Annotated in this window: 23 protein-coding genes; 7 read left to right on the forward strand and 16 right to left on the reverse strand. The window is 51.3% G+C overall.

What is annotated here, in order from left to right; translation table 11 throughout:
* The 4 genes from DW024_RS07005 to DW024_RS07020 form a co-directional block, all read right to left on the reverse strand.
* A partial coding sequence (locus tag DW024_RS07005) for a dTDP-4-dehydrorhamnose 3,5-epimerase family protein (protein ID WP_147352064.1) occupies positions 1 to 317 on the reverse strand: 317 nt, incomplete at its 3' end.
* Between the two features lie 12 nt (positions 318 to 329).
* Positions 330 to 1,352, reverse strand: coding sequence for a dTDP-glucose 4,6-dehydratase (gene rfbB, locus DW024_RS07010; protein WP_118377322.1), 1,023 nt, complete (start codon positions 1,350 to 1,352; stop codon positions 330 to 332).
* Between the two features lie 24 nt (positions 1,353 to 1,376).
* On the reverse strand, positions 1,377 to 2,276 hold the full coding sequence (rfbA, locus tag DW024_RS07015; protein WP_118377323.1) for a glucose-1-phosphate thymidylyltransferase RfbA: 900 nt from the start codon (positions 2,274 to 2,276) through the stop codon (positions 1,377 to 1,379).
* Between the two features lie 24 nt (positions 2,277 to 2,300).
* The gene (locus DW024_RS07020) at positions 2,301 to 3,095 is read right to left on the reverse strand and encodes a glycosyltransferase family A protein (RefSeq protein ID WP_118377324.1); all 795 of its coding nucleotides are present in this window, start codon (positions 3,093 to 3,095) and stop codon (positions 2,301 to 2,303) included.
* Between the two features lie 73 nt (positions 3,096 to 3,168).
* Here DW024_RS07020 and DW024_RS07025 point away from each other — a divergent pair, with 73 nt between their 5' ends.
* The 3 genes from DW024_RS07025 to DW024_RS07035 are packed head-to-tail and all read left to right on the forward strand — an operon-like array spanning position 3,169 to position 6,041.
* Entirely contained in the window at positions 3,169 to 4,155 is a 987-nt protein-coding gene (locus tag DW024_RS07025; protein ID WP_118377325.1) for a glycosyltransferase family 8 protein, read from the forward strand.
* On the forward strand, positions 4,142 to 5,068 hold the full coding sequence (locus tag DW024_RS07030; protein WP_118377326.1) for a glycosyltransferase: 927 nt from the start codon (positions 4,142 to 4,144) through the stop codon (positions 5,066 to 5,068). Before DW024_RS07025 ends, DW024_RS07030 begins: the two co-directional genes overlap by 14 nt.
* Positions 5,055 to 6,041 (forward strand): glycosyltransferase family 2 protein, encoded by a 987-nt coding sequence (locus DW024_RS07035; RefSeq protein WP_158572180.1) that lies wholly within the window; start codon positions 5,055 to 5,057, stop codon positions 6,039 to 6,041. The genes DW024_RS07030 and DW024_RS07035 overlap by 14 nt, the downstream gene beginning before the upstream one ends.
* Positions 6,042 to 6,060: 19 nt before the next feature.
* Here DW024_RS07035 and DW024_RS07040 read toward each other — a convergent pair whose 3' ends face one another.
* From DW024_RS07040 to DW024_RS07065, 6 genes are all read right to left on the reverse strand, one after another.
* Complete coding sequence (locus tag DW024_RS07040; protein ID WP_158572181.1) at positions 6,061 to 6,855, reverse strand: DUF4422 domain-containing protein; 795 nt, start codon at positions 6,853 to 6,855, stop codon at positions 6,061 to 6,063.
* A complete protein-coding gene (locus DW024_RS07045) occupies positions 6,845 to 8,296 on the reverse strand; it encodes a flippase (protein WP_158572182.1) in 1,452 nt (483 codons plus the stop codon). The genes DW024_RS07040 and DW024_RS07045 overlap by 11 nt, the downstream gene beginning before the upstream one ends.
* A gap of 20 nt (positions 8,297 to 8,316) precedes the next feature.
* On the reverse strand, positions 8,317 to 11,103 hold the full coding sequence (locus DW024_RS07050) for an N-acetylmuramoyl-L-alanine amidase (protein ID WP_118377330.1): 2,787 nt from the start codon (positions 11,101 to 11,103) through the stop codon (positions 8,317 to 8,319).
* A 258-nt stretch (positions 11,104 to 11,361) separates the two neighbouring features.
* Positions 11,362 to 12,327 (reverse strand): FRG domain-containing protein, encoded by a 966-nt coding sequence (locus DW024_RS07055; protein ID WP_118377331.1) that lies wholly within the window; start codon positions 12,325 to 12,327, stop codon positions 11,362 to 11,364.
* Between the two features lie 148 nt (positions 12,328 to 12,475).
* On the reverse strand, positions 12,476 to 13,222 hold the full coding sequence (locus tag DW024_RS07060; RefSeq protein ID WP_118377332.1) for a DUF3307 domain-containing protein: 747 nt from the start codon (positions 13,220 to 13,222) through the stop codon (positions 12,476 to 12,478).
* Positions 13,219 to 14,037 (reverse strand): SatD family protein, encoded by an 819-nt coding sequence (locus DW024_RS07065; RefSeq protein ID WP_158572183.1) that lies wholly within the window; start codon positions 14,035 to 14,037, stop codon positions 13,219 to 13,221. Before DW024_RS07065 ends, DW024_RS07060 begins: the two co-directional genes overlap by 4 nt.
* Positions 14,038 to 14,188: 151 nt before the next feature.
* Between DW024_RS07065 and DW024_RS07070 the strand changes: the two genes are divergently transcribed.
* Together DW024_RS07070 and DW024_RS07075 are read left to right on the forward strand one after the other, a co-directional pair.
* Positions 14,189 to 15,289, forward strand: a complete 1,101-nt coding sequence (locus DW024_RS07070) for a glycosyltransferase (RefSeq protein ID WP_118377334.1) — start codon at positions 14,189 to 14,191, stop codon at positions 15,287 to 15,289.
* 4 nt (positions 15,290 to 15,293) lie between these two features.
* Positions 15,294 to 16,439 carry an acyltransferase gene (locus DW024_RS07075; protein WP_118377335.1) on the forward strand — a complete coding sequence of 382 codons (1,146 nt, stop codon included), beginning with the start codon at positions 15,294 to 15,296 and terminating at the stop codon, positions 16,437 to 16,439.
* Here the strand turns inward: DW024_RS07075 and DW024_RS07080 are convergent.
* A complete protein-coding gene (locus DW024_RS07080; RefSeq protein ID WP_147352065.1) occupies positions 16,436 to 17,752 on the reverse strand; it encodes a hypothetical protein in 1,317 nt (438 codons plus the stop codon). The two genes, DW024_RS07075 and DW024_RS07080, sit on opposite strands and share 4 nt — an antisense overlap.
* Before the next feature lie 262 nt (positions 17,753 to 18,014).
* Here DW024_RS07080 and DW024_RS07085 point away from each other — a divergent pair, with 262 nt between their 5' ends.
* On the forward strand, positions 18,015 to 19,034 hold the full coding sequence (locus tag DW024_RS07085; protein WP_118377337.1) for a glycosyltransferase: 1,020 nt from the start codon (positions 18,015 to 18,017) through the stop codon (positions 19,032 to 19,034).
* Positions 19,035 to 19,058: 24 nt separating this feature from the next.
* Here the strand turns inward: DW024_RS07085 and DW024_RS07090 are convergent, their stop codons facing one another.
* From DW024_RS07090 to DW024_RS07110, 5 genes are all read right to left on the reverse strand, one after another.
* Positions 19,059 to 20,855 carry an AAA family ATPase gene (locus DW024_RS07090; protein ID WP_158572184.1) on the reverse strand — a complete coding sequence of 599 codons (1,797 nt, stop codon included), beginning with the start codon at positions 20,853 to 20,855 and terminating at the stop codon, positions 19,059 to 19,061.
* Between the two features lie 202 nt (positions 20,856 to 21,057).
* A complete protein-coding gene (locus tag DW024_RS07095) occupies positions 21,058 to 22,821 on the reverse strand; it encodes a hypothetical protein (RefSeq protein WP_118377339.1) in 1,764 nt (587 codons plus the stop codon).
* Between the two features lie 137 nt (positions 22,822 to 22,958).
* Positions 22,959 to 23,378, reverse strand: coding sequence for an HI0074 family nucleotidyltransferase substrate-binding subunit (locus DW024_RS07100; RefSeq protein ID WP_117635061.1), 420 nt, complete (start codon positions 23,376 to 23,378; stop codon positions 22,959 to 22,961).
* Positions 23,365 to 23,652, reverse strand: a complete 288-nt coding sequence (locus tag DW024_RS07105) for a nucleotidyltransferase family protein (protein ID WP_117655961.1) — start codon at positions 23,650 to 23,652, stop codon at positions 23,365 to 23,367. Before DW024_RS07105 ends, DW024_RS07100 begins: the two co-directional genes overlap by 14 nt.
* Before the next feature lie 8 nt (positions 23,653 to 23,660).
* A complete protein-coding gene (locus DW024_RS07110) occupies positions 23,661 to 24,092 on the reverse strand; it encodes an Rrf2 family transcriptional regulator (RefSeq protein ID WP_117757946.1) in 432 nt (143 codons plus the stop codon).
* 224 nt (positions 24,093 to 24,316) lie between these two features.
* Between DW024_RS07110 and sufC the strand changes: the two genes are divergently transcribed.
* Positions 24,317 to 25,117 carry a Fe-S cluster assembly ATPase SufC gene (gene sufC / locus DW024_RS07115; protein WP_006235561.1) on the forward strand — a complete coding sequence of 267 codons (801 nt, stop codon included), beginning with the start codon at positions 24,317 to 24,319 and terminating at the stop codon, positions 25,115 to 25,117.
* Positions 25,118 to 25,121: the final 4 nt, after the last annotated feature.

Raw genomic sequence — 25,121 nt, forward strand, 5'->3', positions numbered from 1 at the left:
GTGAACACCTTCCCGTAGGTGGCGCTGCCCTCGCGCAGGTCGACCCATGCGCCGAAGACCGAGCCGCGGGCCACCGAGATAAACTTGTCCCAGGGCTCCGCGTGGATGCCGCGGGTGACGCCGCGGCTGTCGTTGTAGGAGACGTTGTTCTGGACGACGCGGAGGTCGGGGATGCCCAGGGCGGTCATCTTGGCGCGCTGCCAGTTCTCCTTGAACCAGCCGCGCGAGTCGCCGTGGACGGCGAGGTCGACGACCTTCAGGCCCCCGATGCCCGTCTCGGTGACGGCGAGGTCCTTCTCGAATGCGATGTCAGCCATGTCTCTCCCCTCCTACTGCCCCTGCGCGCGGTAGCGGGCCTCGGTGGCCTCCTTGGCCGGGCGCCACCAGGACTCGTTCTCGACGTACCAGTCGATGGTGGCCTTCAGGCCCTCGGCGAAGTCGGTGTGGGCCGGCCTCCAGCCCAGCTCGCGCTGCAGCTTCGTGCTGTCGATGGCGTAGCGGCGGTCGTGGCCGGGGCGGTCGGCGACCCAGTCGAAGTCCTCGGGGTCGCGGCCCATGGCCTCCAGGATCATGCGCAGGACCGTGATGTTGTCCTTCTCCCCGTTCGCGCCGATGAGGTAGGTCTCCCCCGTGCGGCCCTTGGTGAGGATGTCCCAGACGGCCGAGGAGTGGTCCTCGGTGTGGATCCAGTCGCGGACGTTCTCGCCGCGGCCGTAGAGCTTGGGGCGCACGCCGTCGATGATGTTGGTGATCTGCCTGGGGATGAACTTCTCCACGTGCTGGTAGGGGCCGTAGTTGTTGGAGCAGTTGGAGATCGTGGTTCGCAGGCCGTAGGTGCGGGTCCAGGCGCGCACGAGCATGTCGGAGCTGGCCTTGGTCGAGCTGTACGGCGAGCTCGGGTGGTACGGCGTCTCCTCGGTGAACCTGGCCGGGTCGTCGAGCGCGAGGTCGCCGTAGACCTCGTCGGTGGAGACGTGGTGGTAGCGGATGCCGTACTTCCTCACGGCCTCCAGAAGGCGGAAGGTGCCCTCGACGTTGGTGCGCAGGAACGGCTCCGGGTCGGCGATGGAGTTGTCGTTGTGGGACTCGGCCGCGTAGTGCACGATGGCGTCGTGGCCCGGGACGATCCTATCGAGCAGCCCGGCGTCGCAGATGTCGCCCACGACGAGCTCCACGCGGTCGGAGGGCAGCCCGGCGATGTTCTCGGGGTTGCCGGCGTAGGTCAGCTTGTCCAGGACGGTGACATGTACGCCCGGGTGGTTGTCTACGACGTAGTGCACGAAGTTGCTGCCGATGAAGCCGCAGCCGCCCGTGACGATGATGTTCCTGGGCTCGAAGAGCTCTTCAGACATGTTTCTATCTCCCATTTAATCGGATTAGTATTCGCGCGGGCTGTTGACGATCTCGCCGGCGGCGACCTTCTTCAGGTGCTGCCCGTAGACCGACTTGCCGTAGGCCTTCGCGGCCTCCTTGAGCCCCTCGGTGGAGATCCAGCCGTTCTCCCAGGCGATCTCCTCGGGGACCGAGACCGGCAGGTCCTGGGAGTGCTCCACGGCGCGGACGAACTCCGCGGCCTCGTGGAGGCTCTCCATGGTGCCGGTGTCCAGCCACGCGTAGCCGCGGCCCAAGGTCACCACGGACAGCGTCCCCTCCTCCAGGTACATCTGGTTGAGCGTGGTGATCTCCAGCTCGCCGCGGGCCGAGGGCTCCACCCCATGCGCCTTGGCGGCCACGTCGCCCGGGTAGAAGTACAGTCCGGTGACGGCGTAGGAGCTCTTGGGCTCCGCGGGCTTCTCCTCGATGGAGACGGCCCTCCCCTCGCCGTCGAACTCCACGACGCCGAAGCGCTCGGGGTCGTCCACGTGGTAGCCGAAGACCGTGGCGCGGCCCGACTCGGCGTTCTGGACGGCGCGCGTCAGGTGGCGGCTGAGGCCGTTTCCGTAGAAGATGTTATCGCCGAGCACCAGGGCGCACGGCTCGCCGGCGATGAACTCCTCGCCGATCGTGAAGGCCTGGGCCAGACCGTCGGGGCTCGGCTGCTCGGCGTAGAAGAGGTTCACGCCGTAGCGCGAGCCGTCCCCGAGCAGGCGCTCGAAGTTGGGCAGGTCGGTCGGCGTGGAGATGACCAGGATGTCGCGGATGCCCGCCAGCATGAGGGTGGACAGCGGGTAGTAGATCATGGGCTTGTCGTAGACCGGCAGCAGCTGCTTGGAGGTCACGAGCGTGAGCGGGTACAGGCGCGTGCCAGACCCGCCGGCGAGGATGATGCCTTTCATATAAATACCTCCGCTGGAACAATTTTATAAAGTATTACTATTTTGGCCTTTCGAGTATAAAACATTGATTAAACGCGCGATCTTATCTGGCCAAAACTTTCGAAGCATCAAGTAATCTTCCGTAGTGCGCGTATTATCTTTAATAAGTGCAGACGTTTCAGATTCAGAATGAATTCTATGCCTTGTGAGTTTTTCTGAACAATAGCAGAAGTCTCCATCCAGTTGAGAAATATGCTCCCATGCTTCCCAATCCAAATTCGATTTAAAGCCTTCCTTAAAAATCGGAGTTTTTAAATTGGGCAGAACTAAGGTCACCGATGGACAACAGATTGATGACCCAAAAGAAAGAGAAAGGCGTTTTACAAACTTTTTCGAAGATAATTGTTTACTTTTCAGGGGAAACAATAAAATCCTTTTTATGTTTAGAAGCAAACTCGACGAGCAAACCGAGCCATCGCGAAGCTCCTCATAATCCGTAAAGAAAATCAAAGGTTTGCGGCTCTGATTCACTCGCTCGAGCATACTTTCGACATATGAGCAAGAGTAGACATCGTCTTGATGCGCAATAGTAATTAGCTCAGTTGAACAATGATTGACAGCGCAATTCCAGTCATGAGCTATACCCGCAGCACCTTCATTGATAAATAAAGGCAAACCGTAACGATCAGCAACCGAAGCGATTAGATCGTTAGGAGTGCTTGTCGAGATAATGACATTAGATTGTATGGATTGATTTAAAAGTGATTCAACGCAGTCAATCAAATAAGGCGATTTTCCATACGCGCAAACAACAAAGGTATGATTGTATTTGCTATACAATTCCGCTCCCTGAAAGTCTAACAACTGTAAAATATTCTAGAACAACTATACAAGTGTTATTGGAGATAACTTGATGAATCTCGTTTATACGATTGATAACAATTTTGTTCCTCAATTGGCCGCGAATATTCAATCAGTAAAACAAAACAACCCTAATATCCATTTGAATTTCTATATATTATCGATGGGTTTAAGTAAAGCAAATGTTAACAACTTAACAGACTTTTTCTCTGATGAGCTATGCGATGTAATCATCATTGACATCAGCGATTTTAAAGACAGGATTGCATTTGAATTCGACACAACGGGATGGAATGAGATTGTCCTTGCACGACTCCTGCTAGACAATTATCTTCCGAATAAAATTGAAAGGGTCATTTACTTAGACGCTGACACAATTTGCAGGTCATCTTTAAGGGGACTCTGGCAAGCTGACCTAGATGGAAAGACTATTGCCATGGCACCGGAACCCACAGCAGACAGAAATAGAAGAACAAGCCTCGGCATTGGCTCCTATCCATATTGCAATGCCGGTGTCGTTCTCTTTAATTTGAAAAAATGGAGGGATAACGACATGGAGAAAGGAATACTAAATTTCTGCAAACAGAATAAAGAGAAGTTGTTCGCAAACGATCAGGATGCCTTAAACGTCTATCTCAAGGACGACATCAAAGTAATGTCAATTTCTTATAATTATTCAAATATATTCGATTACTATCCATTTGAATATTTAAATAAACTTATGCCAAACTTCTGCAGCAAAATAGCATTCGAACATGCAAGAGCAAATCCGGCTATAGTTCATTTTCTCGGAGAAGATCGACCTTGGCGAGCTGGAAACACCCATAGGTTCTCTTCAGACTATTTCTATTATCTTAGACAAACCCCTTGGTCTGAAGCTCCAATCGAATATGGCTGGGAGCAGTACTACAAGGCATGGGGTTTGTTCAATACAATTACTTCGCCCTTTCCTTCCGCGAGATACAAAGCCATCACCTCGCTTATTCCTTTATTCATGAAAGTTCGAGCAAAGAAAAGGAGGCAAGATGAATCCCGATAAGAACAAGGCGTGCGTCATTTTGCCAACCTATAACGGGGCTAAGTTTATCAATGAGACTCTAGTCTCGATTAACAATCAGTCCTACAACAATATAGATGTATTCATCAGAGATGACGGCTCCACGGATAGCACCGTTGAAATGATTAAGTCTTTTATTAAAGACAAAGATAACTTTACATTACTAGATAGCGACAATCAAAATCTTGGAGTCCCCGGCAGCTTCTATGAGATTTTGCGGAGGATTCCGTCTACTTATGGCTATTATTTCTATGCTGATCAGGACGATTACTGGGAGAAACAAAAAATAGAGTATGCCATCAAGTTATTAAATGATCAGCACAATGATATTCCTAAGGTGTACTTCTCTTCTTTTGAGTATTGCGACTCCAATTTAAATCACATCCGCTATTCTTCCGACCAAACTAAGAACTGCGATTTTTATCACAGCTTGTTTTACACACTAGGACTTGGTTTCACTATCGCATTTAACCGTGAAGCATTTAACCAGTTTATTAAAAATGTTAATCCAGGCGACGAAATGCACGACAGATGGATAATACGCTGTGCCTGCGCACTAGGCCAGCTGGTTTACGATAAAAGACCTACAGCAAAGCATATCAGGCATGACGCAGCCGTAACCGCTTCTGATAACCACATGATTGATTTATTCAAGTATTTTATTAAAGAGGAGTTGTTTGGCACAAGGGCACAAATTGAAGCAGAAAAACTTTCACATTTTAAGAATTGTTTTAACGATAAATTAAATAACGATGAATTGGAAGCACTAAACCTGTTCACTGAAGCAAAAGGCATACCAAGCCAGCTCAAAAAAGCGCTGTTCCCACATCGACTAAGACCAACTTATATAAGTGAATTTTGCCTCAGGTTCCTATTTTTGATTGGAAAAATTTAAGTTGCAAATACAAAATCCCCCCCAAGTTCAAATCGTAATGGCCGTTTATAACGGATCTCTCTATTTGAAAGAACAAATAGAATCGATTATCAACCAGGATTATAAAAACTGGCAACTACTCATTTCGGACGATAATTCAAATGATGACAGCGTAGAGATCATCAATCGCTACGCTGCTAAAGATAATAGAATCAAGGTTGTATTAAAAGATTCAGCCTTCGGTAATGCGGGCACACATTTCTTATCGCTATTAAAGATAACTACCAGCAAATACGTCATGTGTTCCGATCAAGATGACGTGTGGGATTCAGATAAAATAACCACTTGCCTCAGCGCTATGATACAAGAAGAGGCGATGTCCCCTGACACCCCGATCCTCATTCATACTGATTTAAGAGTAGTTGACAGTAAATTAAATCGCATTGCCGATTCTTTCTATAAGTATTCAGGTATTAATCCAAACACCTCAACCTTCGAATTTCATATTGCAACGGCAAATGTTACTGGATGCACTATGCTAATTAATGACAGTCTAAGAGACCTGATCAAATTAACGAATGATGATCGCTACATTTGCATGCATGATTGGTGGTGCTCGTTAATCGCATCGGCATTTGGACGTATCGGCTTCATAGACAATCAAACAATTTGTTATCGTCAACACGAAAACAATACTCTTGGTGCACAAGAAAAATCTTTATGGAATTCTATACATCAGATAGAAAAGCTAAAAGCCGATACGATTAAAACTATTGAGCAGGCTGAGTCTTTCAAAGAAGTTTATGGCTCCATGTTAAGTAAAAAACAAATAACTCATCTCAATAGCTACATTCAATTAAAAAGCTGCAGCACCATTCAAGTACCAATTAATTTGAATAAGGCAAGAGTATGGAGACACAACCTGCGTGGTAATCTTGGGCTCATAGGGACCTTTATCTTAATATCAGTAACAGGCTCTGAAATAGATTCATAACGATTCAAAAATAGAGCTGTTATTTAGTTTTTAACCAATCAGGTGTATAGGGCATATTATATTTCCCCTGCTTAATATGCCTCAATACTTTTAAAGCGCTTGGTTCCTCTGAATTGATCATAGGAAACGTTTTGACGGTATTCTGGTTTTTAATTAGCCAGACATTCAATAAAATCTCTGAGACATAACCAAAAATACGTTTTTGCGACTTTGAATAGTCACTAAGATCAACAATATTCTCGAATTCAAAGAGAATCTTAAATAACCATTCGCAGTACGAGTCAAATAGTTGCTTAGAACAAATCAACATATTGCAATAATAAGCTGATCCTGAATTTAGAACAGCATCATATGTTTCAACATACTCCTTCGATTTATTAGATATGGTGTCTCGCAAAACACCTAAATCAGTCTCATGACCGACACTAAGTGCATAATTTGAAAATACAGTTCTATTTTTCCAAATATACTGCTCGGGCAAAACGAAATCGCAATAACTTAGCGCAGAGAGAATGTCATCTTCCTTTAAAAAATACTTATAGCTATTCGAAAATCGATTAGTCGATAAGTACCTACGGTAATGTTCAATGCCGATAAAACCATCAGAAGCTATATTCTTCCATAACCAATATACGGCAGTTAATTCACAGAATGTACTGTTTTTAGCAGAGATGTTGTCACCGCTGTTATCCCTAATTATTGGAGCATCGTTCCAAAAAAGCTCATTTCCAAAACCAACCTGAATAGGGCAATAGAGCGGATCGCGGGGAAACTCTGCCTGTTTATGCGTTACGACATAGATTTTATTGTTCACGAACAACCCCTATAACAAGAAATCGGACTGTTTTATAGTACAGAACACTAAAGCATAAATAAATGAAAGCGCCGAAGAGTATCAGACTGAGTAAATAGACCCACGAATAACCCAAATACGTGATGAATACAGGAGAAAAAATTGCAACCAAAAAGAGCATTAATACACCGATAATCACATAGGGAAGCGCACTTACAACCATACAGTATAAATTAAGCTGCTTTTTTACGTAACAACCCTGAACAAACAAGACGGTTAGTTCCGTGAGAACAGTGGCGATTCCAGCACCAATGGAGCCATACGGTTTTAATAGCAAACAACACAGTAATATATTTGCAATTGCTCCGAAAACAACGGACTTAGTGTATTGTTTGTCCATGTTCTTAGGCAGCATATATTGAACACCCAGTACATTGCTTGCAGCAATGATTGGAATCATAATTGCTACGATAGGAAGAACAATGGAACACTTTCCGAAGCCTGGCCCAAAATAGATATCTGCAATCGGCTTGGCAACCGCAACAATCCCAAAAGCAAGTCCAAGAGAAATAAACTGCATTATTTCAAAGGAGCTCTGGAGAAGAGATTCAGACTCTTTCCCATTACTTGAGCAACTCATAGATTCAGTCATATGAGGAAGCATCACGGTACCCAATGCAGTAACAACTGCCAAGGGCATTCTGGCCACTTTGTCGCTGTATTCAAACAGTCCAGCCTCATTCATACCAGAAACCAAACCTAAAAGAATCTTATCAAAAGACGAATAGAGCGATATAGCGATTACAGGTGCAAACAACCTGAGATTCGGAACAAAATGTCGCTTAATCTCTGCCCAGGGACACCTAATGAAATCAACATATTGATTTAAAAATGGGAACAGCATGAGGGCATTCAAGAAAAAGGGGAGCGAAATCCCCAACACGTATGCCCACAAATCATTAGAAGTTCTACAAAATACAAAAATGATAAAGGTACCGACTAATTTCGTGATAACACTTCTGACGGTTGGAACAGCGAACTCCTCCACCCCGAAATACAGCCAAGAAATATCAAGGGAGCTTGACACCACCCAAAATAGCCATAAAAATGAGCTGGCAATATAATCTCTATTACTGAAAGCAATTATATAAAGTACATATACACATACAATCGGAAGAGAGACTAAGACTTGCGCGGCCCAAGCGGAGCAAAATACCTTGGATCTCCGCTCTCTGTTATTACCACATTTAGCAATCTCTCGAACTCCATATTGAGCCATCCCAAGCGTAGCAAACAATACAAAATAGTTTGCTATCGAGTACGTATATGAATAAACTCCAACACCGTCCGTTCCAAGTACACGTGACACATAAGGAATGGTAAGTAAAGGAATTAATAAAGATAAAACCTGATACGTAGTATTCCACACCATGTTTTTTACCAATTTATTGCGAGACGACACTCCGAAACTCCAATTAATACCTAACCAACATAACAGGATAGCTCTCTCGCAATTAAGGCTATATGCTCACCATAACCTTCACCAGGAACAGCCCATTTCCCATTCAACTGTGTTAAATATTGAGCTGAACCCCTTTTAACCATAGAAAATCTTGGATCGACGCAATCTCCAAGAAGCGGATCCGTTGATGCATACGCCTTTAGATGCTGAGCCTGGGCCCGCAAACCAATACCCACCGAATCAAAAGAAGCACCGGCTACGCCGCTATCAGTTGACCCCAAGCCTCCAAAATTGCACTGTCCCGCGGAAACATTACCTCCGAATCGAAGCCACCCAGTCTCAATCATAACTTGCGCAAAAAGAACTTCAGGACGAACTCCCTCAAACGATGCTTCGGCTATCAGGGTTTTACAGAATTCAATAATGGTGCCGGCGCCCTTATCTTTAAGAATATCAGAAGGGTAAACACCCATGCCAACCTTAGACAGATAATAACCTGCCATTTGATCAAAATTTACAAAAGAGACCCCCATAATCAGCTCGTCATTTGAAAAGGGAGCGCCGGATCGGCCTTCATAAAATCCGAAAGTAAGGTAATGCAAATAATACGAATCGAGTCGATTTCCATATGCAATTTGCAAATCAGTATATCGATTTTTATAGCTCTGGACGTCGAACGCCTCGTTGCCGCGGCGGCCCTCGGCCATGCCGCAGTTAATGAAGTGGCGCAGGACGGCGGCGTCGTCAATGAGGGACAAGGCGCCCACCTTCTTGGTGTAGCAGCCCTTGACGTCGGCGTTGTGCTCGAGATAGTGCTCCGGGTCGTAGACGGCAGAGTAGTCCGTGCCGCCGAGGGACGTCCGCATACCCTTGATCGACGCGCAGCCGGACGGGTGGCGGCCCTCCCCCTTGCCGAAGGTCGCGTAGTGCTCGTAGTACCTGACGATGTCGGTGCCGAAGGCGGCCCTCAGGTCTGGGTACTCGTTGTAGTAGCTCTGGACGTCGAACGCCTCGTTGCCGCGGCGGCCCTCGGCCATGCCGCAGTTAATGAAGTGGCGCAGGACGGCGGCGTCGTCAATGAGGGACAAGGCGCCCACCTTCTTGGTGTAGCAGCCCTTGACGTCGGCGTTGTGCTCGAGATAGTGCTCCGGGTCGTAGACGGCAGAGTAGTCCGTGCCGCCGAGGGACGTCCGCATACCCTTGATCGACGCGCAGCCGGACGGGTGGCGGCCCTCCCCCTTGCCGAAGGTCGCGTAGTGCTCGTAGTACCTGACGATGTCGGTGCCGAAGGCGGCCCTCAGGTCTGGGTACTCGTTGTAGTAGCTCTGGACGTCGAACGCCTCGTTGCCGCGGCGGCCCTCGGCCATGCCGCAGTTAATGAAGTGTTGGAGAGCCTTGTCATTGTCGTTGTTAGCCCACTTAGCGACATCGGGATTATTCTTAAGATAATAGTCGGCATCAAATACAGCAGAGTAATCCATCCAACTAGAGCGCGGGAACTGAGCGATAATCGCGTCAGCGTCAGCCTCACCCAGACGCTTACAGCCGGCATCGCTAAAGTAATTCCAAACATCACCCGAATTTGAAATAAAGCCATGCTCAATCAAGATGCCGGGGATTCCCTGCTCGCGAGCACAACGAATAACTGCGAACTCATCACCGAGCTCCATTTGAAATACTCCGCGATAGCTAAGGCCAAGAGCATGTAAGTTATTCATTACTTTCTGAGCAAGCTCAACGGATGCCTGGGTATAGCTAGAACCGTTTGCCGTGGGGGCGTATACCTCAGCTCCGTGCGCACCGGATCCGCCAGAATTGATATGAAAACTAACAAATGCTTGGGCGCCCTGGCTTACACAACGCTGCACGCGATACAAGAAGTCATTGCCGCCATATGTACCATATTGGTCGCGGGACATAACAACTTTAAAGCCATACTGCTCAAGCTTGACCTTACAAGCAACTGCAATTTTCCATGTTAAGTCAGCCTCGCTTTTTCCATTGCCCTGGGCACCAGGATCCATACCGCCGTGCCCAGGATCAAGAGCAATTACATAAGCACCATTTACGGTGGTGCTTGCAAGCGAAAGTGACTGCTCACCATTTGCAGCAACAAGTGCATCACCAATCGAGGCAGCCTGAATCGCGTTGCCGGAATCGTCTGAATAGTAGACGGATGCATTGGTGTTGTCTTCAACAAGATCGTCATCCGCAACGGCGCTTGCATCGATGTCGAACGCATATCCGCATTGCATCAAATCGACAATGTGCTCCGCATCGTCGCCCTGCAAATGATAGGTGATCGAAATCAAATCATATCCGCACTCGGCATAATCCTTGCCGAACTGGAAAGCGGCTGTATTGGTATTAACTGCTGAAGATTTAACGAGGAAGGTGTAGCCAGTTGTGGACTCAAGTTTGAGCGTTGCGTCAACAATCACATCAGAATCATTTGGAGTAGCAAAAGCAATCACCTGATCAACGCCGACCGGCAGTTGAGGGTAAGCGATATAGAGATATTGATACGAGTCTGTCGAAACGTGGCTGCCCCCATCCAATGCAACGGAAGAATCAATTTCTTCTTCTGCAAGATTATCAGACGCGCCCTGGCTCCCAGTGGAAGCAGATGAGGCAGAGTCACTAGCCAAGTTTGAATTGTTCGCAGAATCCGTGACCCCAGCAGTTAGATCCTGTTGACTAGACTCTCCATTAATTGCATAGGCCGTGGAGACCGGCGCAATTAATGGATTGAGTCCGATAACTGCTACCGCAACAAATACAGCAAATAGCCGCAGACGACGCTTCATACCAACCCCCGTTAGTTACAAGTTCAAATGATGCTCACAAGAGTATATTACAGGTAAAACCCGAGGAAACTACTGCGTCAAGTTCCTATCGGTTGCAGGAGCACAAAGAGCCTAAAGACGCTCAATGTATCGATCCCCAAATCGACGCTAGCGTTCCGACCGCAGCCACGGGACCTCCCTGGTCCTAATCCTTCTCGACATGTGGAACCTCCTCGTTCTCACGACTGCATGGCAGTTCGAGCGCAATGGGAGGACCGTTTAAACATACTTTGTAATCATTGCAAATTTCGAATCGAATAAATCTGCTCTTGATAACAACATTTCATATCCAGGATCAAAGCATGGTTGAGGGAATAGATTATTTTGAGTAAGAAGCTCTCCGTTCCCAAGCCATTTGGCGATATAGTCCAATCGTATTTTTGCTATGCCTATCAACTGTGAAGCTACATCGTAATAATTAGGGTTATTGTCGTCGGATCCTCTTCTACGCAGAACATAGGCATGCTGCGCATGCGGTCTAAGGAAGATAGAAGGAAGTGATCTTCTTAAATCTATCAATTCGAACCCATTACCTCGATAAAGCCCGTTTTCCATCGGAGACTTAATTTCTGGCACGCACACCATCAACAAATAACCGAAACCTATTGGATCGTTATCCCCTCTAGCAATGTTTGAAAGCAAATCATAGTTATCCAAATACCGACTTTTATAATGGGTGTAAATATCTATAGATTTAATAGTTTCCGGCTCATATAAACTCATCCACAAAGCAGTCCAATGATTGTCAACCAAATCAATAAAACGAGTGCTTATGCCATAGTGCTGCAGCGCCCCCTCAATAACAGAACGATTTGAGTTACAACCAGCAGGAAGATTGAACTGTTTGTTCAGAGGCGAGTCTGACATTATTTTATTAACAAGCGACTTGAGGTTATGCAGGCACTTATCGGAGTATTTCTTACCGCGCATCAAGGAGGGGGTCAGACTTCCATACAGTTGATTTTGACCTCGGTACAAAACTTTCCCAACATCCTTATTCATAAATTTAGAATAACCGATCAAACGATTTAAACCATGAATGCTAGACACTTCATAAATCGGTATATCAAGCGTTTGGCCAGCAGCATAATATGCTTCGCTCTTGACCCACTGTGCACCAGAGATTGTAAGGTTACTTTTAATAATATTTGGTCTGACATGGCCCCCATTTAATTCCGATGTCATTTTCAACTCCTTAAAAACCCATTCAATAGACTTAATTTATACAGGCAAACATATTATGCAAATCTAAATGCACCTAGGATAAAGAGATGATCGTCAATCGAAAGTAGCCCACCTCTCAAGTCGATGCCTATCCGGGCCCTTATTAACATCAGCAACCAGCACTGTTAAACAAGTACATAAATAAGATCGCAGAAGCCATTGCTAGAAACACGCTCGCCAACGAACCCAGCAAATACACCTCAGCAAAATCTTTGTCACTTTCCAGCTGCTTAAAGCGCGCGATACTTTTTGCGGTAAAGATAAATGCTATAGCCGAATATTGGTTTAGCAGAGAGAGCGCCGCGACAATCAGTCTTTCAAATATTCCAATCCACTTGCCAGAATGCGCAATTGATGTGCCCGCCGACTGCACTGTACCAGGGTTTCGGTGAGATTGAAGGACCTTGGCAATAGCGATACTGCAAGGGCGCCCGCAAAAGCACAATGTCGAAACCCAAGAGAGCTCAACTCCACGGGCGTCTAAAAGACTCGAAGCAACTGGCCGCATGACCCACAGGTGACAGCATAGAACGCTCAACATAAACAAAAGTACAATATGCAGCATCTGATCGATCAAAAAACTACCAACCGGTGAGAGATCAAGCCCTGTAATCTTTCTTCTCAGGCTGCCATCGATAAACCAGTGTGAAAGAGCAAATACTGTAAAGGACGCAGCCGTGGCGGCTACACTCGCCTCAAACAGAAGAGCTACTGTTGCTGCGGCGCCTGCCGCGTAAATTAAACAGTGCAGACCAAGGGCAATTCTATTGCTTTCCTTCTTATCTGCCATCTTATTCGTCTGAAAATAAAAATCGAACAGCATGTGGAATAGAAGGAAACACCCGAACACCCTCATGACGGCTCCATTTCATTAAGGAAATGAACGGCGAAAGCAGCCAGCTCTCTTTCTCTTACAACGTTCGCGAGCCTAAGGCTTTTCTCGAGCCCCTGCCTCGTCTTCCCCATCGCAACACCCATTTGTCCCGCAAGCCCTACATGACTAGCCCTGATGCTATCTACGTTGAGGTTGAGAGAGCTGCCCAACGCCACTGGCGCGCAATCGCTCGGATTGCTTTTAGCGCCGTACTTTTTGCCTATACGCGCCCCGATTAGCTCAGCATACCTTTTGCTCAAAGTCGCGTCTCTGTCATCATGCAGCATAAGCGGTCGCAGTAATTCAACAACCTCACAGTAATTACGCTGCGACTCGTTTCTGCGATCAATTATTTCTAGACAACCCGCCGCGCACAGTTCCTTCTCGCGCGAAACGCCCGAAACATCAATGATCTTTAAATCGCTGTACTTATCCTTTTCAGACTCAGCAATTGCTCTACGCGCACGATGGTATGCTGACCCGTCTTGTTCCGTCGACAATGCGGACTGCATCCGAGTTTTCCATTCTCCCACTCCAATACCGCCCCTAAGATCAACCGTCTGGACGAGTATCTTAATAAATCTGTATGCCAAGAATGCGCCAGCCGTACTACGAAATAGACCCTGCAATTCATCGCCCGCACTAAACATAAGCGGCATTTCGAGCTCAGTTTTAAACAGCTCGTTTGTGCAGTCCATAGCGTTCGCAAGATCTTCCTGCGCGCTTTGCCTCCTACTGTCCGAAAGACATCTCGAATGTCTCATATCAACCATGAGGGCCGAATATCTATTGTTCATCAGGCTTCCTTTCCTCATGGCGATTATAGCAACTAATTTAGTTGCTTTCGTTCGTTTGCAACGGTTTTAGTTTCTTCAGAGCATATGCAACCAAAATCGTTGCTTTGCAATAGGGTATAATTCTTCCAAATCGCCTAGAGAAAGTGTTTGAATGCTGACCGTAATCGTGCCTACTTACAATGCCGAGCCGTATCTTTCTCAGGCTATAGGCAGCCTATTAAACGAAAACAAAATCGAACTGGAAATCCTCGCCATCAACGACGGATCCACCGACAACTCGCTCGCCATTATGCAAGATTTCGCTGCGCGCGACTCACGCATTCGAGTGATCAATAAGGCAAACCAGGGTTACGGCGCAACCTGCAATCTGGGCATTCGCGAGGCAAAGGGCGACTGGATTGCCATCCTCGAGCCCGATGACTGGATCGAGCCCGGAATGTACTCCGACATGCTTGCCTTTGCCAAGCGCGAATTTGGCGACCCGAACAAGCTCGATATTATTGAGACCCCCTATTGGATCATCCGCAACCCCGATACCCCCCAAGAGGTCAAACTACATTGCGCATATCGCGGTCGCATTAAACCGCCTCGGCAACCGTTCACCATTCACGACGCTCCGCACCTGCTGGCCCATCATCCGTCCATTTGGTCGGCAATCTATCGTCGCGACTTCCTGATGCAAAACAATATCCGGTTTAAGGAGATCCCCGGTGCGGGCTGGGCCGACAATCCATTCCTTGTCGAAACGCTCTGCCAGGCAAAGGCGATCGCTTACTGGCCCAAGCCGTATTACTGCTACCGCGAGGAAACACCCGAAAAGGCGGCCGCCCTGGCAAAGCGTGACCCCTTGATGCCGTTTAATCGCTGGAACGACATGGTCGATATTCTTGAGCGGCTCAACGTCACCGACTCCGCCGTCTGGACACCGCAAATCACACGCGGCTTCACCTATATGGGCATCATTATTGAGCACACCGGAATTGAGGGGCACCCCGAAATCAAGCAGGCCATCCACAAGATGTTCGAACGCATGCCGCAAGAGCTGGTATTTGCCAATCCTCGCGTTACCCCTGCGGCCAAAAAACTCTATGCCGAGTATATGGGCATCACCGACCCTAAAATCAGCTACTGCGCATACGCCAAGGACCTCGTGGGCGAGGGCCTGTATAACGTATGGAACAAGGGGCCCAAGCAAACTCTAAAAATGATTACATCGCACTTTGGTTCATACAACGCACGCGCTGGAAAATAGTCTGATGGGCAGCAAAGCAAGCAGAAATACCTCCATCGAAGCGCTGCGCTTGGTCGCGGTCGCCGGGATTGCCATATTCCACACGTTTCAATGGACCTTCCAAGCCGTCTGCACCGGCCTACCGGAATATGCGCCGCTCGCTGCCTTCCCTTGCTCCGGCGCGCTCGGCTTTATCAACCTGCTGGGCTGTTGGGCCAACGAGGTCTTCTTTATGATCTCGGGGTACTTCCTTATTCCCTCGGCGGTTCGTGCCCTCCAAAACGGGTCATCCGCACCGGATCTCGCTCGTAAATCGTTTACGCGGTTAAAGAAAATCGTCTTGCCCACGCTCTTTTATTGCGTAGCTTGTCTGCTTGTTTCGATGTACGTCTATCCCCTGCCCGAAATCTCGCTACACGAGATTGGCTGGCTCACGTTGGGCATCGAGTTTATCTGGGTCTACGCGACATCTGTATTGCTCGTCCCAGTGATTGCGTTGATACGACAGCGGATCGGCAGCATAAGGGCCCCGTTTGTCGTAGCACTTCTCGTGCTCGCAACATTTGGAATCAACTGCCACATCGCGGCGACGGCAAACGAAGCTGCCGGTATCGTTTTGTGGCGCAAGCTCATGAGCGCCGTTACCTACCTGGTCGCGTTTATTGCGGCTGGGGAAATGCGCTTTGTCCTCGAATACCACGGCAACGCATCTGGCGCTCAAAAATCCAAGACCGTACTCATCGGACTCGTTGCCGCCACCATCGCGCTCGAGCTTCTACTCTCGGCAAACAGCCAGTACGACACGCTCTGGAAGCTCTCCTACAAGTCCACTTCCGTCATATCCTTTATCTTGGCCGCCGCATCCGTTGCCGCCGCAGCGCTCCATCAGCCGCGCCACGAAGTCCCAGCTGCAGACAAGACAATCATGTCTCTCGCCGCAGGAACGCTCGCTTTCTACGCCGTACAGTCGTTTACCTGCAACGTCTGGCGACCCATCTTTGACAAAGCAATCTACACCATGGCGACAGGCATCCAAACGGGAGAGCCCCATCCAGCCGGCGCCATTTTGCTCGGAATCCTTATGAGCCTTTGCCTCGCGCTTGCCCTGCTCCTCGTGGATATCGTACGCAGGGCCGTGGTCGACGCCATCAAGGCTCGCATGAACAGCTAAGCAGCCTTCCGACTCCGCAGACCACGAAGCGCGCTAACACCCGAAGCAAATAAAATCGCAAAGACAATCGCCCAGTTCTTGCAGCCAAATACCGGAATATGAACGATCGCATGGTCATGCATAACAACGAAATAACCCAGAACAACCACCAGAGGCAGCGCCATGAGCAGTGACTGGATCAACATCTTGCGACGACGACCGCCTTGCGCTCCGCCCCGTATCGAGCAAACGAGCACGGCAATCCAAATCGCCAATACGGCAGCAAACGAAACAAGACAAACGATGTTCGAGATCATCGCATAACCAGCAGTTGAGCAAATGGCGAACAGCTGCGGGCTCATGCAATAAAACTCCTTCAAAATCTGAGGCCAGTCAACTTGGGGCAACAGTGACGAAGTCCCATGCGCAGACCAAAGACCCATCTCGCCCAGAACGTTCGAAAAGACCTCGTCCCAGCCCAGCACAAATGCCGCGACAACCCATTTCATCGCCCAGGTAAACACAAACGAAAGCCCAAACCCAAAGAGCGCCTGCAGCATCGTGACGACGCAGCGCTTGGGGCGCTCGCCCTCGGGGAGCGCAATGAAGGCGAAAAAGCAATGCAGGGCGACAACTGCAGCAGGGATCGTTAAAAAGTCAAGAAACGAAAACACGGCGCCCGTCGCTATCGACCAAAGGACAAGGCGGCTTGTGAAAACCCGCGCGTTCGGGGCCGAGTCCAAACGAAGGCTCATGCAAGACATCATGATGAGCGCCACAAAGAACGAGATGCACAGCAGCAGATCACCGATAAAATTGAAAAACAGATTGGTCGAGAACAACAGGATTGCAAGGAAACCCAACGTCACTGGCTTTGAAAACCGCTTCCGCAAGGCAACGTAAGCGCAAGCGGAGCCGACAATCGCCAGAGCAGCCGCAGGCACCACGACCACATCGATACCGCCAATAAACAGGCAGACATTCGTAAGTAGCTGCCATCCATGCCAATACCGGTAATACTGCTGATGCGTAATCCCGTTGGCTTTCGTAACGTCATCAATCTCGGCAACAGCCATCGTCTTAAACGGAGAACCTTGGTCCTTTTGCCGTGCGACTTCAATGATAAAGCGATTGTTATCAAAGCAAGCAGGACCAGCAGCAACACGGTGGTCGTAGACATACATTTCAGACAGCAGGGCCGAGGACTCCGAACCCTGCGCATGCGACTCGATAACGGACCGCGGAAGACAATTTGCCACCGTATTGCTCAAGACAAATGCGACCTGAAGAACCAAAAAACAGCAACATGGCCTTGATGGGGAGGCTATCGGCAAAGGAGGTTAAACGAGTTTTATTCACGGGTCATCCAAACAGAAAGATTGCGTCCACAGGAATCGGCACCTATGTAATACCACAATGCGCGCATGCAATCTCGCTACGCCCACACGTCAACCAGGCTTGTAGCAAACGTTCTTGGTGATTAGCGGAACATTACCCGCGGGCGCCCGCCTACGCTTACAATAGTTGTGTCCCATGGGACACGTTGTTTATTCCGCAGGGCCGATATGCTGCCCACGCGAAAGGATATTCTCGTTCATGACTTCCACCCTTCCCGCCCCCATCGACAAGCTCGCCATCGTCGTCGTTACGTACAAGCGCCAGGAACTCCTGGCCAACTTGTTCGACTCAATGACCGAGCTCACGGCAACGCCCTGGCGCATCGTGATTGTCGATAACGAAAATTCGCGCGAGACCGAGGCCATGTGCACCGCATTCAACGAGCGCCTGGCCAACCTGTGGGGCATCGACACCGAGCAGCCCGACGCGCAGGGCCGCACCGACCGTGTCATCTACGCCCCGCAGCTCGAAAACGGCGGCGGTGCGGGCGGCTTCTCCGCCGGCACTAAATGCGCCTACGACTTGGGGGCCCAGTGGTTCTGGGTCATGGACGACGACGTGCTCGTCATCCCCGAAGGCATCGAGCGCTTGGCCAAGTGGACCGACCGCTACGACGTCATCCAGGGCTCGCGCCTGGACTTTGACGGCGGCGCCTTCTTTTGGCAATACCAACTCATCCTTTCACTCGGCATTCCCAACCCAGTCGCCAAGTGGGACTTGGGGCCCGAGGGCCACCGCACCATGAACCAACTGTGCTTTGAGGGCGGCATGTTCTCGCGCCGCGTGGTCGACAAGATTGGCCTACCCGACGCGCGCTTCTTTATCTACGGCGACGATGCCTGCTATGGCTACGTGGCCAGCCAGCACTTCCCCGCCGCCGTTGTTGCCGACGTGGTACTCAAGCGCGCCCGCGCCGTCTCTAACTGGGATATCGCCGGCAAGCGCCAGCTCAACTCCACGAGCGACACCAACCGCTACTACATCATGCGCAACCGAGGCTTCCTTGCTCGCTACATGCAGATCTACGGCGACTACCACCCAGTGCTGTTCCGTCTGGGCAACGCCGCGACCTTCTGCAAGGAATTCATTCGCCTGGCCGCCGTTGACAAGTGCTTTAAGACCGGTATCCCGGCGCTGCGCCGTGGCATGAAGGACGCCCGCAAGATCGTTAAGGATCCCAACTGGAAGCCCATGCCGCCCATGAAGGACACCGAGTAACGGAAGCCGGAAACACCTCAGCGCTTAAAGCCGCTGGTACACCGTAGCCACATGCTGTCCATCAAACCCAAACCCCCAGCGCATGCGACCAACGCCGGGTCGCGGCACACGGATTTCGTCGATGCCGTCGCGCTCTATGTCGAGCAGCGCCTGCACGGCCAGCAATTCCAGGCCCAGCGCATCCACACCGGGGTCATACATCATGTTGATCGTTATCAGCGGACGTTCATCGAGCATACCGATCGTATCGGCTATGTCGAACACGGCGCCCGTGGGAAAAACCTGGATGTCCCAGCGATCCGCGCCACACTTTCGCCTCGAAGCAGGATTGGCATAGCCCGGCAATCCAAAGCAGAGTCCTTGCAAGAGTAGGTGATATGGCAGCGGAGCATCTGGGTCGGTCGCACCGATTCCCGCATCTCCCAAGATGCGGCTTAGCGTCCGCCTCACGGTATCCTCGTTCCCATGGCACAGCCCGTCGCGAAACGCATCGACGTCTCGAATGTCTTCTGCAGCGCACTCAAACCACTCAATAATCACTAGACGCAAGGCCTGGCGAAGCTCGTTATTGGGCAATCGCAAAGCACGGAGGCGATCGCCATGCTCTGGCTCCTCAGTCATATCCGTCGTGAGAAAACCGGACAGATACAGCGCTGTCCACATGCCATCGTCAGGCGAGACATCTGGCTCCGCAGTGCCCAAACAAAGCGGGACCTCAGCGCACCCATGGGCCTCGAGCAAATCAAACAAGACCGAAAGGCGGTCGAGATTCCACCCGGCAACTACCCTACTCAGGCAATCGGCATATCCATACAGATCGGCACGCACAGGCGCCGTACAGCCTCGGCCCAGAAAACCGATCACACGCTCTGGACTCGAGCAATAGGCCCTGCCAAACCGATACCCCTCGAGCCAGTCACGCGCATCATCCAGGTATTCCTCGCGCCCAGCATGATTCAAAAGAGCCTCGACCTCAGCATCCGAAAAACCGAGACATCGGTCACACCACGCCGACAGCGGCGTCGTCAGACAATACGAGCAGCCGCGCGAAGAAAGCGCCGCTTCGGCAGGACCGGGACACTCCCCCATCAGACACGTCAGCCGCAACGAATCGCGCGCAGTGGCAATGGCGTCAAACAGCACACGGTCAAGTAGTTCTGCCGGATCGGCGTCGGAAGCGTCCCTCGCGCTCGCACGGCGAGACCACGCCGCATCGTACCCATCAACGAGCAATACAACCTGCTCATCGCAGGCAATCTCCAGCAGTTCTATGAGCACACCGAGCACCGAGGCGACCTCGTCCTCGCTCGCCACCCCACGCGCGACACGTTCGATGTGACGCACCTTATCTCGAGCTAAATCCGGAGCCTCCAAGAGAGCCAACAAGCGAGCGCACTCGCCCGAAAGGGCATCGCGCACGACGCCGGCAACAGCGGGGCCACGCCTCGCAGCGCCAGAAAAGTCCAGCGATATCACCGGATAGCAAGTATACTCATCCCGATAGCGCCCGCCGTTCGCATCCCAAATCTGAGCATCGGCAAACAAACGCTGACCAGAGCGACCGACCGCTGGACGCTCCAGAAAAGCCCTAAGCATCGACAAGTTCATGCTCTTGCCAAAACCCTCGGGTCGACAGCACACCACAACGGACGCGTCGCAGTCCAACACATCGGCAATAAACACGGTCTTGTCAACCAGCATGCAGCAACCAAGGGCCTCCGCATAGTCGTGCATGCCAATGGGCAAAACCGCATCGTCGGCACAGCCGATCAAGCGCACGCCAAAGCCAGCAGCACAATCAACATTTGCCTGTTCAGACACCAAAACGTTCCCCCTAAATCGCTGCACGATGCCAATTGTAATGACCGCCTCGCGCGTACCGACGACGCCGCGCGAACATATCGGGCAACGGTAGCAACAAGAGGTGTGAGGGGGCATAACTAATCGTTGCACAACAAAACGGGGCCCGATGCATTCGCACCGGACCCCGTCCCAACTCTTTAGTTATCTGGCAACCGAGAGGCTACTCCTCCGAGCCGTCCTCCCCAGAAGCCTTCTTCTGCTGATCAAGCTTATGCTTACCACTTACGATAGACGTAGCACCCAGCGTAGCCAAGCTCGCGCTGGCAAGGCTCGCCATAACGATAAGGTCGCCCGTCTTGGGCATGTTACCGCCAGATGACTTGGTCGTTGTAGTCGTCGTGGTTGTAGTTGTCACCGTTTTGGAGTCATTTTGCTCCTGGACCTGGTCGTCAGCACCGCTCTTGTCGTCGTCTTCGGACTGTTTCTTTTCGCCCTCGGTCTTGCTCTCGTCCTTCTTCTGACCGGACTTGTCGCCCTTCTCATCAGAGCTAGAACCCTTATCGGATTCGGTCTTCTCGGAAGCCTTGTCCTTGGAGTCGCCCTTTGCGGCCTCGGACTTTTCCGTGGAAACCTGATCAGAATTGTCCCTGTTCTGGGTCGAGCCGTTATTGACACCAGCCATCAGCGAAGAGCCCAGCGTAGAACCAAGCTGCACGGAGAAAGAAGGCTTCTTGTCCGGCGAAGCAACGGGAGCGTCCGGCGCCTTATTCGAGTCGTCCTTGGAAGCATCGGAATCAGGGATTGCGGCAGAGCCAGAGCCGTTGTTAGAGCCGGTGTCAGCGGACGAATCGCTCGAGCCGGTGGATGAGTTAGAGGCGTCAGCGCCGGTCGAACCAGAAGCGTCGCCGCCCGTATTGCCGACAGAGCTTGAAGACGAATCGCCCGCAGCAGAGCCGTTCGAGGTAGAGCCGTCGTTGGTAGTACCACCAGCAGAACCATCACCGTCAGTATCGGTCGAGGGCGCATCCATCCTGTCATCGTTGGCATCGTCACTCGAGTCGTCATTCGAATCAGGTGTCGGCGAGGGCGCCGGCGTAGGCTCGGGCTGCACGGGCGTCGCAGCGGCAGCCTCATCCTCGGCGATATAAACCAAGCAGTCCTTCAGCTCGTTGCGGTAGCGGTTCTTCCAGCCCTCATGATACTGGGGCTGGCTCGAATACTTGGTCGCCACGTTATTGACCACGCTGTTGGAGAGCGCCGTCACAAACTCGCGGTCGGTCATACTGTTAGAAAGGTTTGCCCAGCGGAAGAAGTCCCTGCAACCACCGGTGCCGCACATGTTGGTGATACTCCACACCATGCCCTTAACGCAATCGGCGCGGCCCGAAACATCAATGCCCAAGCCACTCTTGAGCCACGCCTCGGTCACCGCATAGTACGAGTTGTACGCATAGGCATCTTGAAGTGCTGAGAACTCAACAGGATCGGTGTTGTACGCACCTTGGAAGGCATCTTGCGCGATATGGCCCAGCTCGGTGAGCTGGCCGTTCTCGTACATGGCATTGCTCGCGTTGGAGATCTCGCTGCCGCGATCAATCGCATCCTTGAGCATGCTGTATTTTTCGGGGTTGTAGTTGTAGGCCTGCTTCATAAACGGAATGAGCGACCATCGACGGTCGAACTGGTAATAGCCCAGCGCGTTATAGCCGTCGCCATACGAAAAGCCCTGGTTATAGTTGCCATGGCTCTCGTACTTGGTAAAGTACTTCATCTCGGTGGTCACGTTAACAAACGAAACGCCCTGGACCGACCTCAGCACGCCCGAGAAGGACTGCTGGGTATAGAGACCCTTATCGATATCGGTCGCATTCGAGGCAACGCCCGGCGTGGGCTCCTCGGCAGCGGCGGGTGCCGGCGCGGAAACGGCGCCAAACGAAAGCGCCAGCGTCAGGCCCGCGACAATAGCAGAATGCTTGGGCTGCATAAGATCCTCCCTGCATTGGTGTAGTTAAAGTGCAGTTTGCAAAGATAAGAGTAAGTATTGCAGCTCGCCCGTTGTTGCACAACAACCCCTCGGTAAACGGCAACAACCCTCCGCGAAATCCGCGAAATCTAAAGGAATTAAACAAACTGGTCGTCGGGCACCAGAAGAAGATCGCCGTAGCGTCCCATCAGCCCGTCTCTCAACTGACAGAAAGCGGGGATATAGACGTTCAGGATACGCTGAATCAAATCTTGAGCGAGCTTGTTGTCATAGATATGGACGTTCGTATTGCGGTCTCTGAGCATATCTAGCCATGCCGCCTCATCAATAAAGTCGTAGAATCGGTAGGCTTCCTTCAAGATGGCACGAGGAGACCCCGATGCAGCAAGCGTGGCGCCCTCATACTCGAGCAGACGTTTAAGGAGCTTCCAGCTCAGTTCAAACTGAAGGTTGAACTTATTAATCAATCCACTCTGAACAAAATCATTGCTAAGATCCTGATTGGGTGCATCCTCAAGATTCGCCAAGGCGCTGGCAAAGTTCTCATATTTTTTCATACAGAATCACACCATCCCTGGCAATTTCATCGAGCAATTGCTGCGATAAGGACTCATCCAGATTGACGACGTCTATATCTAAAAGAGTATCAAGACGCTCCTCTATCAGATATGAGAAACGGTCGAAATCCCGGCAACCTGCTACAGCAATATCAATATCGCTCTTAGGTAAGTTGTCACCGCGGGCACGAGAACCAAACAGCACAACCCTCTCGGCGTCACATTCCCGAGCAAAAATCTCAATTTGCTTGTACACCTTGTCGAGAGATACCATCTGCAGCCCTACAGCTTAATGTCAAAGTTAATCTCAGGGACGGCAGCAAGGTCGGCCAACGTCACGCCGTCGACGTACTTTTCGATCACGTCGTCCAGACCGCGCCAGAATTTGACGGTCGAGCAGAGATCGCTGCGGGCGCAGCTGTTGTCGATACCATCGCACGCCACCGGAGCAGTACTGCCCTCGACAGCGCGCAGGATGTCGCCAGCACGCACCTCGGATGGATCCTTGGCCATCATGTAGCCGCCGCCCTTGCCGCGCACGCTCTTAAGCAGGCCAGCCTTCATAAGTGGACGAACCAGCTGTTCCAGATACTTTTGCGAGATACGCTCGCGGTCGGCAACCTCGCGCAGGGCAATCTTGCCCTCGGCGTCGCCCAGCGCCGCGATATAGATCATCAGCCGGAGGGCATAGCGGCCCTTGGAAGAAATGAGCATACCTACCCTCCCATCGCATCTGGGACAACATAACCAGGTTTGTTTGTCCCATTTCTTAAGTAAATGGGACAAACACAACAGGTTATGTTGTCCCAGAATTTGAAAAGTCGAGTGGATTAGTCGGGTTTTCCCTTGACTAACGCCAAACCCATAGTAACTTTATTCCGAGAAGATTCCTAGGGTTTCGCACACCCATGAGTACACCATATACAGAGAGGGACAGCATGAGCGCAAATCCGCTGCTTTCCATCGAAGGTCTGACCGCCTCCGTGGACGAGAAGACCATCCTCCACAACGTCAACCTCAACGTCGCCGCCGGCGAGACCCACGTGCTGATGGGACCCAACGGCGCCGGCAAGTCCACCCTTGGCCACCTGGTCATGGGCGACCCCGTCTACACCGTCAACGACGGCCGTATTGTCTTTGACGGCCAGGACATCACCGAGCTCACCACCGACAAGCGCTCGCGTGCCGGCCTGTTCCTGAGCTTCCAGGCCCCGGTCGAGATCCCGGGCGTGCCGCTGTCGAGCTTTTTGCGCGCCAGCATCGCCGGCCGCCCCGGTCTGGAGATGAAGGGCAAGGAGTTCCGCCGTCGCGTCAAAGAGCTCGCGGCCGAGCTCAACATGGATACCGCCTACCTCAACCGCGAGCTGGGCGTGGGCTTCTCGGGCGGCGAGAAGAAGAAGGTAGAAATGCTCCAGCTTCTGCTGCTGCAGCCCAAGCTCGCCATTCTGGACGAGACCGACTCAGGCCTGGACGTCGACGCGCTTTCCACCGTCAGCCACGGCATGGACGCCTACCGCAAGAGCTGCGACGGCTCCATGCTCATCATCACGCACAACACGCGCATCCTGGAGCACTTGGATGTCGACCGCGTCCACGTTATGGTCAAGGGTCATATCGTGCGCGAGGACGACGCCTCGCTCATCCCCTGGATCGACAAGAACGGCTTTGAGACCTTCGAGCGCGAGGCCGCCGAGCAGCGCGCCCAGGCCGAGGCCGCCGCTGCCGAGCAGCAGGCGTAAAGGG

It is taken from the genome of Collinsella sp. AF37-9 (assembly GCF_003475115.1).
GTDB lineage: Bacteria > Actinomycetota > Coriobacteriia > Coriobacteriales > Coriobacteriaceae > Collinsella.

Excerpts from the sequence above, each read along its gene's own strand:
- DW024_RS07055 (WP_118377331.1), bottom strand. The coding sequence starts at position 12,327 with ATGACATCGGAATTAAATGGGGGCCATGTCAGACCAAATATTATTAAA.
- DW024_RS07105 (WP_117655961.1), bottom strand. The coding sequence starts at position 23,652 with ATGGTATCTCTCGACAAGGTGTACAAGCAAATTGAGATTTTTGCTCGG.
- DW024_RS07110 (WP_117757946.1), bottom strand. The coding sequence starts at position 24,092 with ATGCTCATTTCTTCCAAGGGCCGCTATGCCCTCCGGCTGATGATCTAT.
- DW024_RS07050 (WP_118377330.1), bottom strand. The coding sequence starts at position 11,103 with ATGAAGCGTCGTCTGCGGCTATTTGCTGTATTTGTTGCGGTAGCAGTT.
- DW024_RS07075 (WP_118377335.1), top strand. The coding sequence starts at position 15,294 with ATGGGCAGCAAAGCAAGCAGAAATACCTCCATCGAAGCGCTGCGCTTG.
- rfbB (WP_118377322.1), bottom strand. The coding sequence starts at position 1,352 with ATGTCTGAAGAGCTCTTCGAGCCCAGGAACATCATCGTCACGGGCGGC.
- DW024_RS07025 (WP_118377325.1), top strand. The coding sequence starts at position 3,169 with ATGAATCTCGTTTATACGATTGATAACAATTTTGTTCCTCAATTGGCC.
- DW024_RS07100 (WP_117635061.1), bottom strand. The coding sequence starts at position 23,378 with ATGAAAAAATATGAGAACTTTGCCAGCGCCTTGGCGAATCTTGAGGAT.
- DW024_RS07060 (WP_118377332.1), bottom strand. The coding sequence starts at position 13,222 with ATGAGGGTGTTCGGGTGTTTCCTTCTATTCCACATGCTGTTCGATTTT.
- rfbA (WP_118377323.1), bottom strand. The coding sequence starts at position 2,276 with ATGAAAGGCATCATCCTCGCCGGCGGGTCTGGCACGCGCCTGTACCCG.
- DW024_RS07065 (WP_158572183.1), bottom strand. The coding sequence starts at position 14,037 with ATGAACAATAGATATTCGGCCCTCATGGTTGATATGAGACATTCGAGA.
- sufC (WP_006235561.1), top strand. The coding sequence starts at position 24,317 with ATGAGCGCAAATCCGCTGCTTTCCATCGAAGGTCTGACCGCCTCCGTG.
- DW024_RS07030 (WP_118377326.1), top strand. The coding sequence starts at position 4,142 with ATGAATCCCGATAAGAACAAGGCGTGCGTCATTTTGCCAACCTATAAC.
- DW024_RS07070 (WP_118377334.1), top strand. The coding sequence starts at position 14,189 with ATGCTGACCGTAATCGTGCCTACTTACAATGCCGAGCCGTATCTTTCT.
- DW024_RS07095 (WP_118377339.1), bottom strand. The coding sequence starts at position 22,821 with ATGCAGCCCAAGCATTCTGCTATTGTCGCGGGCCTGACGCTGGCGCTT.
- DW024_RS07085 (WP_118377337.1), top strand. The coding sequence starts at position 18,015 with ATGACTTCCACCCTTCCCGCCCCCATCGACAAGCTCGCCATCGTCGTC.